The sequence below is a fragment of the Thioclava sp. F42-5 genome (assembly GCF_002213195.1).
Classification (GTDB): Bacteria; Pseudomonadota; Alphaproteobacteria; order Rhodobacterales; family Rhodobacteraceae; genus Thioclava; species Thioclava nitratireducens.
Genome location: NZ_NBNZ01000007.1, coordinates 117,003 through 132,560 on the forward strand (window position 1 = coordinate 117,003; position 15,558 = coordinate 132,560).

Here is a 15,558-nt window from a genome sequence, read left to right on the forward strand (position 1 = left end):
AGCGCCCCTTCCGCGGATCAGAGCTTTTCGGTCAGCGCCGGAACGGCGTCGAAGAGGTCCGCGACCAGGCCGTAATCGGCGACCTGGAAGATCGGCGCTTCTTCGTCCTTGTTGATCGCGACGATGATCTTCGAGTCCTTCATGCCGGCGAGGTGCTGGATAGCTCCAGAGATGCCGCAGGCGATGTAGAGCTCAGGGGCCACGACCTTGCCGGTCTGACCGACCTGCCAGTCGTTCGGCGCGAAGCCCGAGTCGACGGCGGCGCGCGAGGCACCCACAGCCGCGCCAAGCTTGTCGGCCAGCGCTTCGATCACCTTGAAGTCCTCTTCCGAGCCGACGCCACGGCCGCCCGAGACGACGATCTTCGCCGAGGTCAGCTCCGGACGATCGCTCTCGGCGACCTTGTCCTCGATCCAGCTCGACAGAGCGGGCGCGTCCGACATCGCCACGGTCTCGACCGAAGCCGAACCGCCGTCGCCGGCGGCGTCGAAGGTCGAGGTGCGGAAGGTGATGACCTTCTTCTCGTCCTTCGATTTCACGGTCTGGATCGCGTTGCCCGCGTAGATCGGGCGCTCGAACGTGTCGGCATCGACGACGCCGGAGACATCCGAGATCACCATCACGTCGAGAAGGGCTGCGACACGCGGCATCACGTTCTTCGCATCAGTCGTGGCCGGGGCCACGATATGCGAGTAGTCGCCCGAGAGCGACACGATCAGCGCGGCGGTCGGTTCCGCCAGACGGTGGCTCAGCGAGGGATCCTCGGCCACGAGAACCTTCGCGACACCGTCGATCTTCGCGGCGGCTTCACCGGCCGCGGCAGCAGAGGCACCCGCGCAGAGCACGGTCACATCGCCGAGGCTTTTCGCGGCGGAGACGGCCTTGGCGGTCGCGTCGACCGACAGTTCGCCATCATTCACTTCACCCAGCAGCAGAACGGCCATCACACGACCCCCTTCTCTTTGAGTTTCGCAACCAGCGTGTCGACATCCGGCACCATTTCGCCAGCCTGACGCGCTTCGGGCTCGGTGACCTTCACCACTTCGAGACGCGGCGAGACGTCGACGCCGTAATCCTCGGCGGTTTTCTCGTCGAGCGGCTTCTTCTTCGCCTTCATGATGTTCGGCAGCGACGCGTAGCGCGGCTCGTTGAGGCGCAGGTCGGTGGTGACGATCGCGGGCAGCTTGACCTCGATGGTCTGCAGACCGCCGTCGACTTCACGGGTTACCTTCGCGGCCTCGCCCTCAACCACGACTTCCGAGGCGAAGGTCGCCTGACCCCAGCCCAGAAGTGCGGCCAGCATCTGGCCGGTCGCGTTCATGTCGTTGTCGATCGCCTGCTTGCCGAGGATCACCATGCCGGGCTGCTCTTCCTCGACGACCTTGGCGAGGATCTTGGCGACGGCCAGCGGCTCGATATCGGTTTGCACGTCATCGGCAGCGACCACGAGGATCGCACGGTCCGCACCCATCGCGAGCGCGGTGCGCAGGGTCTCCTGCGCCTGCTTCACGCCGATGGAGACCGCGACGATCTCTTCGACGGCGCCCTTCTCCTTCAGACGGATCGCCTCTTCGACAGCGATTTCGTCGAACGGGTTCATCGACATTTTGACATTGGCGAGATCGACACCGCTTCCGTCCGCTTTCACGCGAGCTTTCACGTTGTAGTCGATCACGCGTTTGACGGGTACCAGGACCTTCATGCGTGTCTCCCTTGTCTGGTCCGCCAAATTGCGGCGAACGGATTCATTCGGCAATTTTGTTACAAGAGCACGGGGCGAAGGGACAGGGGGAAAACGCCTCGTTTTGGCCCTGAAACGTCACGTCTTTTCGACTGTTTGCGCTAGCGGTCGGGGCCCATTGCCGTTGCGTCGCCCCGGTACCGTCTCGCCGATGGCAAAAAGGCCGCCCCGGGGGACGGCCTTTCCTTGATTTGGCTTTCCGGCTGCCAGCTCAGTCCTGGCGCCGCTCACCGGCGATCCGCGCGTCGTTCTGCATCTCGAGCCACATCGCGTTGGCGACGGCGACCAGAGCGGCCAGCGGAAGTCCGAGGATCCATGCGAAGTACCACATCTGTCTGTCTCCTTAATAAGCTGTATGGCTGTCGCGCTCGACATCTGCGACCGTCACCTTGCCCCACAGAACCTTATAGACCCATGCGGTATAGGCGAGGATGAGCGGCATGAAGATCAACGCGGCGATGAGCATGATGAAGAGCGTCTGGTGGGAGGACGAGGCGTCCCAGACCGTCAGCGAGGCGTCGGGCATTTTCGAGCTCGGCAGGATGAAGGGGAACATCGTCAGGCCGACCGAGGAGATCACGCCGAAGATGCCAAGTTTCGACCACAGCAGCGTCGAGACTTCGCGGCCGGCGCGCAGCCCCCGCACCGCCATGGCGATCCCCGCGAGGCCGAGGATCGGCGCAATCGCGATCCACGGGCGGTCCGCATAGGCCTGCATCCAGCTCCCGCCATGCTCGACCGTCGAGAAAAGCGGGTTGGAGGGGCCATTCGCCGGCACGACCGAGGTGACGTGGTAGCCCTTGATCCCGAAGGCGAGCCAGATGCCAGCGACGATATAGGCAACGAAGGCCACTATGCCCGCAACGGAGCCGATCTCGGTCGCGCGGACCTTCACCGCGCCTGCGGTCTTCACCGAGAGCCACGCCGCGCCATGCATCATCAGCATCGACAGCGACACCACGCCTGCAAGCAGCGCGTAGGGGTTCAGAAGGCCCAGCAGCTTCATGATGAAGTTGCCCGGATAGAGCGGCATCAGCATGTCGTTGAGCTCGAAGGGCACGCCTTGCAGAACGTTGCCCACGGCCACGCCGAAGATCAGTGCCGGAACCGCGCCGCCCACGAAGAGCGCCCAGTCCCAGCCATTGCGCCACGCAGCCGAGTCGCGCTTCGAGCGATACTTGAAGCCGACCGGACGCAGGATCAGCGCCGCGAGCACGAGGAACATCGCGAGGTAGAACCCCGAGAAGCTTACTGCGTAGAGGGGTGGCCAGGCCGCGAAGATCGCGCCCCCGCCAAGGATGAACCAGACCTGGTTGCCTTCCCAGACCGGGCCGATCGTATTGATCGCCACGCGGCGCTCGCTATCGGTCTTGCCGACGAAGGGCAGCAGTGCGCCCACGCCCATGTCGAAGCCGTCGGTCAGCGCGAAGCCGATCAGCAGGACGCCCAGCAGCAGCCACCAGATGACGCGTAGAACGTCGAGGGGGATAAGTTCATAGAGGATCATTGGTTCTTACTCCGCAGGCATGGTGACAGGGTTGCCGCCGCGACCGGACAGGCGATCGTCATGTCGTTGCAGCCACTCCTGGGTGACCTCGACATCCTGATACGGGCCTTTCTTGATGTATTTGAGCATCAGGCCCATCTCGACGACGAAGAGCACGGTATAGAAGGCGACGAAGCCCAGCAGCGTGAACAGCAGGTCGCCCACCGAGAGGTGGCTGACCGAAAGCGCCGTAGGCAGCACGCCGTCGACCGTCCAAGGCTGGCGTCCGAACTCGGCGGTGAACCAGCCCAGTTCCGCGGCGATCCAAGGGGCGGGGATGACGATCACGGCCAGACGCAGCGCCCAGCGGGGATAGTTCATGCCCTTCCAGTTCGAGACGACGAAGAAGTAGACCATCAGCGCGATGAAGGAGAAACCTAGCGCAACCATCAGGCGGAAGGACCAGAAGATCGGCCAGACCGTTGGGACCGTGTCGTTCGCGGCCTTCTTGATCTGTGCGTCGGTCGCTTGACGCGGATCGTCCACGTAGCGTTTGAGCAGGTAGGCGTAACCGAGATCGCCGACGTTCTTATTGAATTCCGCGGTGACGTCAGCGGGGACATCCCCCTTCGCTTCGCGAATTTTCAGCAGGTCATTATAGGCGACGATGCCGTTGCGGATCCGCTCCTCCGAGCCTTTGACCAGATCGTCGATCCCGGTGATCTGCTCGGTCAGCGAGCGGGTACCGATCAGCCCCATCACCCACGGGATATGGATCGCGTATTTCGTTTCGCGCGCTTGCTGGTCGGGAATGCCGAAGAGCGTGAAGGAGGCGGGGGCCGGTTCGGTCTCCCACATGGCTTCCATCGCGGCGAGTTTCATCTTCTGGTTATGCGTCGTCTCGTAGCCCGACTCGTCGCCGAGGATCACCACCGACAGCGCCGAGGCGAGGCCGAACGCAGCGGCGACCGCGATGGAGCGGCGGGCCAGTTCGAGGTGACGCCCCTTGAGCATGTACCAGCTCGACACGCCCATCACGAAGACGGCCGCTGTGACGTAGCCAGCGGAGACCGTGTGCACGAACTTGGCCTGGGCCACCGGGTTGAACACGACATCGAAGAAGGAGGTCATTTCCATCCGCATCGTCAGCGGATTGAACGCCGCCCCGACCGGGTTCTGCATCCAGCCGTTCGCGATCAGGATCCACAAAGCAGAGAAGTTCGATCCGATGGCGACCAGCCACGTGACGACCATGTGCTTGACCGGGCTCAGCTTCTCCCATCCGAAGAACATCAACCCGACGAAAGTCGCTTCCATGAAGAAGGCCATCAGGCCCTCGATCGCGAGCGGTGCGCCGAAAATGTCGCCGACGTAATGCGAGTAATAGCTCCAGTTCATGCCGAACTGGAATTCCATCGTGAGGCCCGTGGCCACGCCCAGCACGAAGTTGATGCCGAACAGCGTGGCCCAGAACTTGGTCATTTGCCGCCAGACGGGGCGGTTGGTCATCACATAGACCGTCTCCATGATCGCCACGATGATCGACAGACCAAGCGTCAGCGGCACGAAGAGGAAGTGATACATCGCTGTCATGGCAAATTGCAGCCGTGACAGCTCGACGATCCCGAAATCCATTCTCGTTCTCCGTTTCCCTACTTGCATCCGGCGCGGTGAAAAGCCGGATTCTCCGGAAATGTTTTTCCTGGATGCAGGTTATGAGGAGGCGGTCGGCGCGCGACTTTGAGCCAAATCAAATTGACGATGTGTCGCACGCGGACGTGAACAGAGGTGAACGGGAATATGTCTCGTGATTTTAGGGGCTTATCGTCGCAGGTCGTGCGTCATTTCAGCGCGATCGTGGCCGTGGCGGCGCTCTGGTCGGGCTGGCGGTGAGAGACCAGAACGAAGCCCGCCTCGGGCAGAAGCGCCCGTAATCCGGCCAGCGTCGCGGCGGCGGTTTGGGCGTCGAGTCCCTCGGTCGGTTCGTCCAGCAGAAGGATGTCGGGCCGGCGCAGTGCCGCACGGGCCAGCGCCAATCGTTTCGCCTGCCCGCCGGACAATCCCGTGCCGCCTTCGCCAAGCCGTGCTTCGAGCCCGCCGCGCGCCACGATCACTTCATCCAGCGCCACGGCGCGCAGCGCGGCCCATGCCGCATCATCATCGAGTTGCGTTCCGGGAGGCAGGGCGAGCGCGAGATTCTCGGCAATAGTGCCGCCGATCAACTGGCTGCGCTGCGGCACCATTGTGAGGACATCGCGCAGGTCCCCCTCCGGCCAGTCGGCCAGCGCGCGGCCCATCGCCGTGATCTCGCCACCGGACGGCTTGAGAAGGCCGGACAGCACGGCGAGTGCGGTGGATTTCCCCGCGCCCGAAGGCCCGGCAAACATCACGGTCTGACCGCGCGCGAGGGTGAAGGTCAGATCGGAAAAGAGCGGCGCGGCGCTCTTGGCGCGGGTGAAGGCAACTTGGCGCGCCTCGAGCAGCGGGGCGTCCATATCGGTGGGGGCGTGGCCGTCGGGCTGGGCGCTTGTGGGCGTATCGGTCAGCTCCATGACCCGCGCGCCCGCCTCCTGCATGCGTCCAATCTCGGCCATGCCTCGGCGCAGCAGCATCAGCGACTCGGCCAGTGCCAGCGCGACGAACAGGCCCACGGCGGCGCGCGCGGGCGTGATCTGCCCGGCCAGCGCCATCTGTCCGGCGATCGCCAGGGCGGCCGCCCCGGCAAGCGCGGTGGTGGCGGAAATCACCGCCCCCACCCGGCGGTCGAGCGCCTCGAGATTGCGCCGCGCGAGCGCTTCGGCCTCGACCTCGGTCAGGGTCTGCGCAGTTGCGGCCTCCAGCTGTCCGGCCACGGCCAGATCGGCTCGCGCGCGCATCGTCTCCAGCGCGCGGCGGCGAATGCTCTGCAGCGCCGTTTCGGCGGCGCGGGCATCGTGGCGGGCGGCTCGGGCGACCCAGATCAGGCCGAGCCCACCGCCCAGCAGGTAGATCAGGAAGACCGCGAGCCCGATCGGCAGCCCTTCGAGCCACCCCAGCATCAGAAGCGCCGCGATCTGGACCATGCCGCCTGCAAGGAAGGGGATGACCAGCCGCAGCAATACGCCATCAAGCGCATCCACGTCCGAGGTGATCCGGTTCAGCGCCTGCGCACCGCGCAGCCGCGCCTGTTCCTCATGCGGGCGGCGCGAGACGCCATCCATCAGGTCGATGCGCAGCTTCGCCAAAGCGCGCAGTGTGGCGTCATGGGTCAGTAGCCGCTCGCCATAGCGCGAGACCGCGCGGCCGAGCGCGAGACCGCGGACACCTGCCGAGGGGGTGAAGAAATTGAAGTTTAGGCCCATCCCCGCGATCCCGGCCAGCGCGGAGGCGGTGATGAACCAGCCCGACAGGCCGAGCAGCGCCGCCCCCATCGCGAGCACGAGGAACGACAGCGCGAGGCCCCTGCTGAAGGCCCATTTCTGATCGCTGATCAGGCGAGCGGTGAGGGTCAGAAGCGTTCTCATGCTGCGCCCTCCAAGTCGATCTGACGGTCCATCGCGGCAACGAGGGCAGGGTCGTGGCTTGCGACGATCAAGGTCGTACCCTGCGTTCGTAACGCCAGAAGAGCCGCGATGACTTTCGCGCCCGTCTCGGCATCGAGATCGGCGGTCGGTTCGTCGGCCAACACGATCGGGCGGCCCGCGTAATGGGCCCGCGCGATCAGCAGACGCCGCGCCTCGCCGCCCGAGACGCCGCCGCCCATATCGCCCAGCCGGGCGTCGAGCCCGCCGGGAAGGCCCGCGACGACCTCGGTGGCCTGCGCAGCGTCGAGCGCTGCATCGAGGTCGCCGGGACGGTTCAGCGTGATCAGTTCGCGCAGGCTCGCATCGGCGAAGCGCGGGCTTTGAGGAATCCAGCCGAAGGCTGCGCGCCAGTCATCGGCGTTTTCCTCTGTCAGGGAGGTATCGCCCAGCGTGATCTTCCCCGCCTCGGGATGGATCAGACCGACCAGCGCGGTCAGAAGCGTCGTCTTGCCTGCGCCCGACGGTCCTGTGATCGCGACCGCCTCGCCCGGGGCGATGTCGCCATCGGGCAGGGGGAGCGGAGCGGCGGCCTCGCCGGGGCGGATTTGCAGCCCGTGCCAACGCAGCGCGCCAAGCGTCGGTGCCGCGCCTTCGCCTCCAGTGCCCATCAGCGTGTTGGCCTTGGCGATGGCAGTCTCGGTCGTCTCCAACTCGGAGGCTACGGCGAGCGCAGCGGCCCGGTCATGCCATGCCGCAGCGAGATCGCGCAGCGGCTGGAAAAACTCGGGCGCGATCATGAGCAGGAAAATCCCCTCGGCCGGGGTCATCTTGCTGCCCCATGTGCCGAAATTCATCCACCCGATCAGCGAGAAGCCGACATAGACCGCGACCAGCGCCACGCCGATCGCGGCGAACAGTTCCAGAAGCGTCGAGGAGAGGAAGGCAACCCGCAGAACCGCCATCGTGCGGACGCGCAGGTCTTCGGATTTGGTTTCCAGATCGGCGCGCGAGCGGGCCTCCGCGCCCAGAAGTCGCAGATCGGTGATCGCGGCGATCCGATCGATCAGCAGCCGGTTGAGCGAACCGATTTCGACCATCTGCTTTTCCGAGGCGTCCTGCGCGGCCATGCCGACAAGCGCCATGAAGATCGGGATCAGCGGCCCGGCGATCAGCAGGATTCCCGCGACCGCCCAGCTTTGCGTGGCGGCGAGCAGGATGAAGGCGAGGGGGATGATCCGGGCGCGCAGGAAGGCGGGCTGATAGCGCGTGGCCCATGGGCCGAGCGCGCCGAGCTTCTCCGCGGACAGCGAAGCCAGTTCCGCAGGCGACAGCGCGGCGGCGCCGCTAGCCTGACGCAGCGCCTTTCGGATCAGCTTCTCGCGGCTCTCACGCAGCACCACCTCGGCGGCATCGGCCGAGAGCTTCTGCGAAATCCAGTCGAGGACGATCCGCACGAGCGCCAGCACCACGAAGCCTGCAGCCCCGGCGAGCGGCGAGAGCGACTTGCTCACCCCCGGTGCGACCAGGTCGCCAAGTACCAAACCGATCAGAGCTGCCTGCGCGGGCCAAATCAGCGCCGAGGCCACACCGAGCCACCCGGCGAGCTTCAACTTGCCCGCGACGGGCTGAGCGATGCGGGTCAGAACGGCTTTCGGCTTCGGCGCTTCGGTCGTGGCGTCTGTCATACGGGTTTTGGGGTCTTTTCCTCTTTCGCGCTTGGCTGTCGAGATAGCCGGGCAGAGGGGCTGCGACAATGGAGTGCGACAATCCGCGCTTGTCACGTCTGCGGTACGAACCTTCATGCCGACATGAAAAAACCGTTCGGATGAGGGTCCGAACGGTTTTCGAGGTTACCTGTGGCGGGGCCTTAGCAGGGCGCGATGTACTCGCGGCCATACGAGTCACGATAGCGGCACTGACCCGGCTGGTTGGCTTTACCGATCAGGGCGCCGGCAACGGTGCCGACTGCGCCGCCGATCGCGGCGTTTTGAACGCGGTCGCCATCATCCGAAACGGCAGCGCCGATCGCGGCACCGGCAACACCGCCGGTCGCGGCAGCGCGGTCCTGTTGCGACATCTGGCAGCCTGCAACGGCAACGGTGGCGCTGAGCGGCAGGATCAGGAACATCTTCTTCATGGTACGTGTCTCCCTTCTGTGTCTTCGGACATCCAACGTCGCCCCTCTCCGGGCAGTTCCAAGTTTTTCTTAATTAGTTTTGAGCATCTATTCTGGAGCCGTGATGACCCAGCGGCTTGACATGCGCGGTCATTCGGGGGTCAAGCAAAGAAAGACATCTCGAGACATACGACAGAAAGACCCGCCTATGAGTTCGACCGCCTGGCGCGTTCCCCTGATCGGAGCGCTTTTCCTTTTCGCATTGAGCGCGGTGGTGTTGATGATCATGCGCCCGCTGATGGCGATCGACGAGACGCGCTATGTCACCGTCGCCTGGGAGATGTGGCAGGGCGGCTCCAAGCTGGTGCCGCATCTCAACGGGGCGATCTATTCCGACAAGCCGCCGCTTCTGTTCTGGCTCATCAATATCGTCTGGAGTGTGACGGGCCCCAGCGAATGGGCGGCGCGGCTCGTGGCGCCCGCCTTCGGGCTGCTGTCGGTCGGACTGGTCGCGGTGCTCGCGCGCAAGCTCTGGCCGGAGGAACCGGAGCGCGCCGGACTCGCCGCACTGATCCTTGGGACGAGCGGCGTGTTTCTGCTCTTCGGCTCGACAACGATGTTCGACACGATGCTCACGGCGGCGACGCTGACGGGAATGCTCGCAGTCTGGGCGATGCGCGACACGGAGCGCTTCGCCCCGGTGATCGGGCTTGGCATCGCGCTGGCCTTCGGCGTCTTCGCCAAGGGGCCGGTGATCCTGGTGCATGTGCTGCCGACCGCGCTTTTGATGCCGCTTTGGGCAACCGGGGCGGAGCGGCCCGCGCTCAAGCAGTGGTATGCGCGGATCGGAATCGGTTTTCTGATCGGTTTCGGCATCGTCCTGCTCTGGCTCGGCCCCGCGATCATCTTCGGCGGTGCGGAATACCGCGAGCAGATTCTGTGGAAGCAGAGCGCCGGGCGGATGGTGGAAAGCTTTGCCCATGGTCGCCCCGTCTGGTTCTTCGTGGCGTTGCTGCCGTTCTTCCTCTGGCCGTGGGGCTGGAGCCGCGCGGGGCTGGCTACGTTCAGGCCGTCGCGGCTCTGGGAGGATGCGGGGACGCGCATGGTGACGGTCTGGTTCGTCGCCGCCTTCGTCGCCTTCTCGCTGATCTCGGGCAAGCAGGCGCATTACCTTGTGCCGGAAATGCCCGCGCTGGCGCTGATCCTGTCGGGATTGCTGCCCACGGCGGAGCGCCGGATGCGCTGGCTGCGCCTGCTGTGGCTTCTGCCCGGCGTGGCGACAGCGATTGCTGCGGCTTCGGTGCATTTCGGGGCGTTCCCCGAACTGCCCGAGGGCACCGGATCGTGGCTCTTCGTGATCGCTGGCGTGGCGATGCTCGTGGGCGGCGCGCTAATCGTGCTTAAAGCGCGGCAGGGCTGGTTCGCCGAAGCCTTCGTCGCGCCGCTGGTGCTGATCGCCATTCAGATCATGGTCTGGCCGATCCTCTGGAAAGTCTACGATCCGGCACCGATCGCGAGCCTGATCGCTTCGCATTCGGAAAATGGCGTGGCCACCACCGATCGCGGCTATGCAGGGCAGTTCTCCTTCGTCGCGCGGCTCGAGAACCCGGTGACGGTGCTTGGCAACAGCGCCGATCTCGGGCGCTGGATGGCGGCGCATCCCGACGGGCTGGTTCTCGCAGCGAATCCGATCGAGGGCGTCGACGGTCTGAGCCAGATCGCCGAGCGGCATTTCCGGCAGAACGACTGGCGGCTCTATCAGGTCGCGGAGGCGATTGCGCCGCCTGCTTCGGATGCTGCGGCCACGCCCACCAGTGCGAACTGACACTTCAAACTAAAGACACGCCCGAAGCGGATGCTCCGGGCGTGCCTTCAAACCGATAGACTGCAAGTATTACGACTTGGTCTTCTCGGTGGGCCGCTCATCGAGAGTGACGGAGAGCGTGAGCGGCTTGTTCGCGCGCAGCAGCGAGAGCTGCACTTCGGTGCCCGGCTCGTCGGACCCGATCGCACGGGTCAGATCGCGGGGGGCTTTCATCGGCTTGCCATCCACGCCGACGATGATGTCGCCGCGCTTCAGACCAGCTTTCTTCGCGGGCGTGTCGGGCGACACGTCGGCTACGAGCACACCTTCCGGTTGGTCGAGCCCCAGCGCCGCGGCGATGTCCTCGCTGACCGGCTGGATCTGCACGCCGAGGAAACCGCGCTTCACCGTGCCATTGTCCTGCAGGTCGGCGACGACGCTCTTGATGGTGTCGGAGGGCACCGAGAAACCGATCCCGACGGAACCGCCAGTGGGCGACAGGATCGCGGTGTTCATGCCGATCACCTGGCCTTGGTCGTCAAAGAGCGGGCCACCCGAGTTGCCTTTGTTGATGGCTGCGTCGGTCTGGATGTAGTTATCGAAGGGGCCCGATTTCAAGTCGCGGCCTTTGGCCGAGACGATGCCGGTCGACACGGAGGTGCCGAGGCCGAACGGGTTGCCGATCGCCACGACCGGCTCGCCGACCTGCGCGGCCTGACTGTCGCCGAAGCCCACGGTGTCGAGGTCCTTGTTGGTATCGACCTTGATCAGCGCAATGTCGGTGGCCTTGTCTTCGCCTATCACTTTCGCATCCGCTGTCGAGCCGTCGGAGAAGGTGACCTTCACGCTCTCGGCGCCGTCGACGACGTGGGCGTTGGTGACGATATGGCCGTCTTTCTGGATGATGAAGCCAGTGCCGAGACCGGTGATCTCAGGACGCTGCATCGGCTGACCCTGACCGTTGGGGCCCATGTCGGGCATGCCGAAACGACGCTGGAAGAACTCGAAGGGGAAATCCTGAGGCATCCCCATCTGGGCCATTTCCTGATCGTTGGCCTGCTTTTTGATCTCGATGGTGACCACGGCGGGCATCACCTTCTTCACCAGGTCGACGGTGTTGGTGAAGGTTTCGGCCGCGGCCACGTTCGGGACCAGTGCCAGACCGCTCGTCGCCACGGCGCCGGCGCCGAGCATGGCGGTGGTGGCGAGGGTGCGCAGCAGGGGAGCTTTGCGAATGTCCTGCATGTTTCTCTCCTTTTTGACAGGTATGCACCCTATGTGAGGGCCTAGCCTGTCAGGGACTCTGCGGGAAGATTGCAGAGTTGTTATCCTTTTCACCTTTAGGGGAGGGGTGCGTGACTTGTGCGGTGTCATCGGCCACATATGTCGCGAACCGAGAAAGCGAGTGCGATGAAACTGCTGTTGATCGAAGACGACGCGACCACCGCCGATTACGTTCTGCGTGGCCTGCGCGAAGAGGGCCACACGGTCGACCATCTCGCGAATGGCCGCGACGGGCTGACCCAGGCGCTGGGCGGCAGCTACGACGTGATGATCATCGACCGGATGCTGCCGGAGCTGGACGGTCTCTCGATCACCCGCGCGATCCGGGCCGCGAAGGTCACGACGCCGATCATCTTCCTCACCGCGATCGGCGGCGTGGACGACCGGATCGAGGGGCTCAACGCGGGTGCCGACGATTATCTCGTGAAACCATTTGCCTTCGGCGAGTTGTCGGCGCGGCTCGCGGCGCTGGCGCGTCGCCCGCAAGCGCAGTCGGAGCAGGTAATGCTGGAGGCGGGCGATCTGAAGATGGACCTGATCGCGCGCAAGGTGACGCGCGGCGGACAGGAGATCGACCTTCTGCCGCGCGAATTCTCGCTGCTGGAATTCCTTCTGCGTCGCAAGGGGCGGGTGCAAACCCGGACGATGCTGCTGGAGGGCGTGTGGGATCTGAATTTCGATCCGCAGACCAATGTGGTGGAGACGCATATTTCGCGGCTCCGGAACAAGGTCGACAAGCCGTTCGACCGTGATCTCATCCACACCGTGCGCGGCGCGGGCTACCGGATCGAGGGCTGATGAAGGCACGTCTGAATCGCGCGGAAATCCTTGCATCGACGCCGCTGCGACAGGCGCTCGGGCTGATGGGGATCGTCTTTGCGATCCTGCTGGTGACGCTGGGCTTCGCCTATGTCGCGCTGCGCTCCTCGACCGAGGAATCGATCCGCGCCGATCTAAAGCAGCAGACTGCGGTGTTTCAGGTTGCCGCCAACCCCGAGACGCTCTCTGTGATCGTGTCGGCGGAGGCGCGAGCGTCCGATCCGTCAGAGCGCGCCATCGCCTTCGTGATGTCGGACGGGCGGCAGGTCGGCAACGTCCGGGTCACCCATGAGGGCGACAGCTGGGTCATCTCGCGTCATCCCGAATATGCGCCGCTATCGAAACATGGATATTTCACGCTGACCATGCCGCTTGCGGGCGGCTTGCTGGTGATCGGCGAAAGTCGCGCGCCGATTGCGGAACTGACCTCGACCTTCCTCGCGATTCTCGTCTTCTCCTTCGTACCCTCGCTTCTGGTCTCTGCCGCCTATGGTGCGTGGGTCGGGATGCGGGCGCGCAAACGGGTGAGCGCGATCGAGAACACGCTGGACGATCTTACCGAGGGGCGGCTCGAGGCGCGGGTGCCGCGCGACGAGGTGAAGGCGCGGCGCGGCGATGACCTCGCACGGATCGGGGCGCGGCTTAACGTGATGGCCGAGACGCAGGAGGCGACGGTTGCGGCGCTGCGTCAGGTCTCCGCCGATATCGCGCATGACCTGAAGACGCCGATGCAGCGGATTTCGTTGCTCCTCTCGGAATTGCAAGAGGCCTTGCCCGAGGACACGCCGCCCCGCGCTCTGGCCGAGCAGGCAGGCACCGAGGCCGAGCGCGCGGTCGCCGTATTCCACTCGTTGCTGCGGATCGCCCAAATCGAGGGCGGCAGCCCGAAGGCACGTTTCGCGACGGTCGATCTGGGCGCGCTCGCCGCCGATATCACCGAGCTTTACGAGGCCAGCGCCGAAGAGGCGGGCGGTTCGCTGACCCTGCAGCGGCCAGACGCGCCGCTCATCGTGCAGGGCGATCGGGGGCTTCTGGGACAGATGCTGTCGAACCTGATCGAGAACGCGATCCGCCATGGCGGGCCTGCGCCGAAGATCGCGGTGAGCCTGTCTCGCGAGCGCGGTGCAATCACGCTCAGCGTCGCAGATCATGGTCCCGGCATTCCCGAGGCCGAGCGCGAGAAGGTTCTGCGCAGGCTCTATCGGCTGGAACGCTCTCGCACGACGCCGGGCAACGGGCTGGGCCTTGCGCTGGTCCATGCGGTGGCGGGGCTGCACGAGGCCGAATTGCAACTGTCCGACAACAATCCCGGTCTGATCGTGTCGCTACGCTTCGTCGGGTCCGCTCAGTCGGCCTGATCGGGCAGATCGATCTCGGTCAGGAAACGCAGGCTCAGCGGCAGGGTCGCGGCCCCCAGCGCGCGCGCATCGGGCCCCACCTGACCCTCGCGCACGATCGGAACGCCCGCGCCCGAGAGGTTGATCTTCGCCAGTTCCGATTCGGTCGCGGCGACGAGCCGCGCGCGCAGATCGTCGGGCATCCAGCCGTCGATCACGATCGCATCGAGGTCGCACAGCGCCGCCGAGGACGCGGCGACAGTCGCGAGGCCCCGCGCCGCTTTCGCGAGCCAGTCGTCGACGATGTCTTCGGGAAGATCCCACTCATCGCGCCGCTCCCAGAGGAAACTCGCATCGAGCCCGCGCTCCGTCATCGCGGCTTCGATGACCGACAGCGAGGCCACGTCGAGCAACTGGCACTGGCCGCCGTGACCGTCGGGCACCGGCATCGAGGCAAGCGCGCCCGCATTGTTGTTGGGGCCGGTCACAAGCGAGCCGCTCATCACCAGCCCGCCACCTACGAAGAAGCCCACGAACGCATAGAGGAAATCGTCGGGCAATGTCTGATCGCCCAGCAAAAGCTCTGCCGAACAGGCGGCAGAGGCATCGTTTTCCAACACCACGGGAAACGGATAGAGTGCCTCCAGTTCGGCGCGGATATCGCGTTCGCGCCAATCGGCCATCGCGCTTTCCTCGAGCCCGAGCGCGACGCCCCAATCCCACATCCTGAACGGCGCCCCGATGCCGAGGCCGGCGATGCGCTCGCGCTTCGAGGCGGGGAGTTCTGCCACCATCCGGGCGATCGCGTCGATGGCGAAGGCTATCGTGTCAGCCGCCGTGGGGTAGTCGTGGCGCGCGACACGGCGCGAGACCGAGGTGCCCATCATGTCGATCAGGATCACCTCGGTCCGGCGACGCCCGACCTTCAGGCCAAGAAAATAAGCCCCCTCGGGGTTCAGGCGCATCGGCACGGTGGGCTGGCCCACCTTGCCGCGCACCGGGTCGCAGCGCAGCAGGAAGCCTTCATCCTCGAGCGCGCGCATGATGACCGACACTGTCTGTGCCGAGAGCCCCGTGAGCCGTGCGATCTCGGATTTCGCCAAGGCGCCGCGACGGCGAATCAGCGACATCACGAGCCGCTCGTTGCGGTTGCGCATCGCGGAGTGATCCGAGCCGATCTTCCCCGCTCCGGTCTTGATCAATTCCATCACGCGGTGGGCCAAAATTCATTCTCCGAGGCTGCTCGCGCATAAACTACGCCTTGTATTTATCGGCTTCCAGAGGCTCTTCTGTCAATTAATAAATCCATTTGATTTATCTATTGACGAGTCGGCCCGTGTTCGCACATGATTTACCTCGAAGCCGATCGGAGGACGGCTGGACATGTTTCTGGGAGGAGACCTGACATGAAGAAGACAACCGCGATTCTGGGAGCGACGGCGCTTGGTCTGATGGCGACCGGGGCCTG

Annotated in this window: 13 protein-coding genes; 3 read left to right on the forward strand and 10 right to left on the reverse strand. The window is 64.9% G+C overall.

Annotated elements, in window-relative coordinates; translation table 11 throughout:
• Positions 1-17: 17 nt before the first annotated feature.
• The 8 genes from B6V74_RS16715 to B6V74_RS16750 form a co-directional block, all read right to left on the reverse strand.
• Positions 18-944 carry an electron transfer flavoprotein subunit alpha/FixB family protein gene (locus B6V74_RS16715; RefSeq protein WP_088723457.1) on the reverse strand — a complete coding sequence of 309 codons (927 nt, stop codon included), beginning with the start codon at positions 942-944 and terminating at the stop codon, positions 18-20.
• A complete protein-coding gene (locus B6V74_RS16720; protein ID WP_075776873.1) occupies positions 944-1,702 on the reverse strand; it encodes an electron transfer flavoprotein subunit beta/FixA family protein in 759 nt (252 codons plus the stop codon). The genes B6V74_RS16715 and B6V74_RS16720 overlap by 1 nt, the downstream gene beginning before the upstream one ends.
• A gap of 250 nt (positions 1,703-1,952) precedes the next feature.
• Positions 1,953-2,072: a cytochrome bd-I oxidase subunit CydX gene (gene cydX / locus B6V74_RS16725; protein ID WP_075776874.1), complete on the reverse strand. Its 120-nt coding sequence runs from the start codon at positions 2,070-2,072 to the stop codon at positions 1,953-1,955.
• A 12-nt stretch (positions 2,073-2,084) separates the two neighbouring features.
• The gene (gene cydB, locus B6V74_RS16730) at positions 2,085-3,248 is read right to left on the reverse strand and encodes a cytochrome d ubiquinol oxidase subunit II (RefSeq protein WP_088723458.1); all 1,164 of its coding nucleotides are present in this window, start codon (positions 3,246-3,248) and stop codon (positions 2,085-2,087) included.
• Between the two features lie 6 nt (positions 3,249-3,254).
• On the reverse strand, positions 3,255-4,862 hold the full coding sequence (locus tag B6V74_RS16735; protein ID WP_088720493.1) for a cytochrome ubiquinol oxidase subunit I: 1,608 nt from the start codon (positions 4,860-4,862) through the stop codon (positions 3,255-3,257).
• Positions 4,863-5,068: 206 nt separating this feature from the next.
• A complete protein-coding gene (locus B6V74_RS16740) occupies positions 5,069-6,730 on the reverse strand; it encodes an ATP-binding cassette domain-containing protein (RefSeq protein ID WP_088723459.1) in 1,662 nt (553 codons plus the stop codon).
• Positions 6,727-8,415, reverse strand: coding sequence for a thiol reductant ABC exporter subunit CydD (gene cydD / locus B6V74_RS16745; RefSeq protein WP_088723460.1), 1,689 nt, complete (start codon positions 8,413-8,415; stop codon positions 6,727-6,729). The genes B6V74_RS16740 and cydD overlap by 4 nt, the downstream gene beginning before the upstream one ends.
• Positions 8,416-8,597: 182 nt before the next feature.
• Positions 8,598-8,867: a YMGG-like glycine zipper-containing protein gene (locus B6V74_RS16750; protein WP_075776878.1), complete on the reverse strand. Its 270-nt coding sequence runs from the start codon at positions 8,865-8,867 to the stop codon at positions 8,598-8,600.
• Between the two features lie 187 nt (positions 8,868-9,054).
• Between B6V74_RS16750 and B6V74_RS16755 the strand changes: the two genes are divergently transcribed.
• The gene (locus B6V74_RS16755) at positions 9,055-10,671 is read left to right on the forward strand and encodes a glycosyltransferase family 39 protein (protein WP_168184248.1); all 1,617 of its coding nucleotides are present in this window, start codon (positions 9,055-9,057) and stop codon (positions 10,669-10,671) included.
• 69 nt (positions 10,672-10,740) lie between these two features.
• Here the strand turns inward: B6V74_RS16755 and B6V74_RS16760 are convergent, their stop codons facing one another.
• On the reverse strand, positions 10,741-11,895 hold the full coding sequence (locus B6V74_RS16760) for a Do family serine endopeptidase (protein ID WP_075776880.1): 1,155 nt from the start codon (positions 11,893-11,895) through the stop codon (positions 10,741-10,743).
• A gap of 165 nt (positions 11,896-12,060) precedes the next feature.
• Here B6V74_RS16760 and B6V74_RS16765 point away from each other — a divergent pair, with 165 nt between their 5' ends.
• Positions 12,061-12,732: a response regulator transcription factor gene (locus tag B6V74_RS16765; RefSeq protein ID WP_075776881.1), complete on the forward strand. Its 672-nt coding sequence runs from the start codon at positions 12,061-12,063 to the stop codon at positions 12,730-12,732.
• Positions 12,732-14,111 (forward strand): HAMP domain-containing sensor histidine kinase, encoded by a 1,380-nt coding sequence (locus B6V74_RS16770; RefSeq protein ID WP_088723462.1) that lies wholly within the window; start codon positions 12,732-12,734, stop codon positions 14,109-14,111. Before B6V74_RS16765 ends, B6V74_RS16770 begins: the two co-directional genes overlap by 1 nt.
• On the opposite strand, the gene B6V74_RS16775 is transcribed toward B6V74_RS16770, so the two are convergent.
• The gene (locus B6V74_RS16775; RefSeq protein WP_346425924.1) at positions 14,099-15,313 is read right to left on the reverse strand and encodes an ROK family transcriptional regulator; all 1,215 of its coding nucleotides are present in this window, start codon (positions 15,311-15,313) and stop codon (positions 14,099-14,101) included. The two genes, B6V74_RS16770 and B6V74_RS16775, sit on opposite strands and share 13 nt — an antisense overlap.
• Positions 15,314-15,558 lie beyond the last annotated feature (245 nt).

What these genes read in the sequence shown, in the direction of transcription:
- B6V74_RS16715 (WP_088723457.1), bottom strand. Translation starts at nt 944, where the DNA reads ATGGCCGTTCTGCTGCTGGGTGAAGTGAATGATGGCGAACTGTCGGTC.
- B6V74_RS16720 (WP_075776873.1), bottom strand. Translation starts at nt 1,702, where the DNA reads ATGAAGGTCCTGGTACCCGTCAAACGCGTGATCGACTACAACGTGAAA.
- cydX (WP_075776874.1), bottom strand. Translation starts at nt 2,072, where the DNA reads ATGTGGTACTTCGCATGGATCCTCGGACTTCCGCTGGCCGCTCTGGTC.
- cydB (WP_088723458.1), bottom strand. Translation starts at nt 3,248, where the DNA reads ATGATCCTCTATGAACTTATCCCCCTCGACGTTCTACGCGTCATCTGG.
- B6V74_RS16735 (WP_088720493.1), bottom strand. Translation starts at nt 4,862, where the DNA reads ATGGATTTCGGGATCGTCGAGCTGTCACGGCTGCAATTTGCCATGACA.
- B6V74_RS16740 (WP_088723459.1), bottom strand. Translation starts at nt 6,730, where the DNA reads ATGAGAACGCTTCTGACCCTCACCGCTCGCCTGATCAGCGATCAGAAA.
- cydD (WP_088723460.1), bottom strand. Translation starts at nt 8,415, where the DNA reads ATGACAGACGCCACGACCGAAGCGCCGAAGCCGAAAGCCGTTCTGACC.
- B6V74_RS16750 (WP_075776878.1), bottom strand. Translation starts at nt 8,867, where the DNA reads ATGAAGAAGATGTTCCTGATCCTGCCGCTCAGCGCCACCGTTGCCGTT.
- B6V74_RS16755 (WP_168184248.1), top strand. Translation starts at nt 9,055, where the DNA reads ATGAGTTCGACCGCCTGGCGCGTTCCCCTGATCGGAGCGCTTTTCCTT.
- B6V74_RS16760 (WP_075776880.1), bottom strand. Translation starts at nt 11,895, where the DNA reads ATGCAGGACATTCGCAAAGCTCCCCTGCTGCGCACCCTCGCCACCACC.
- B6V74_RS16765 (WP_075776881.1), top strand. Translation starts at nt 12,061, where the DNA reads ATGAAACTGCTGTTGATCGAAGACGACGCGACCACCGCCGATTACGTT.
- B6V74_RS16770 (WP_088723462.1), top strand. Translation starts at nt 12,732, where the DNA reads ATGAAGGCACGTCTGAATCGCGCGGAAATCCTTGCATCGACGCCGCTG.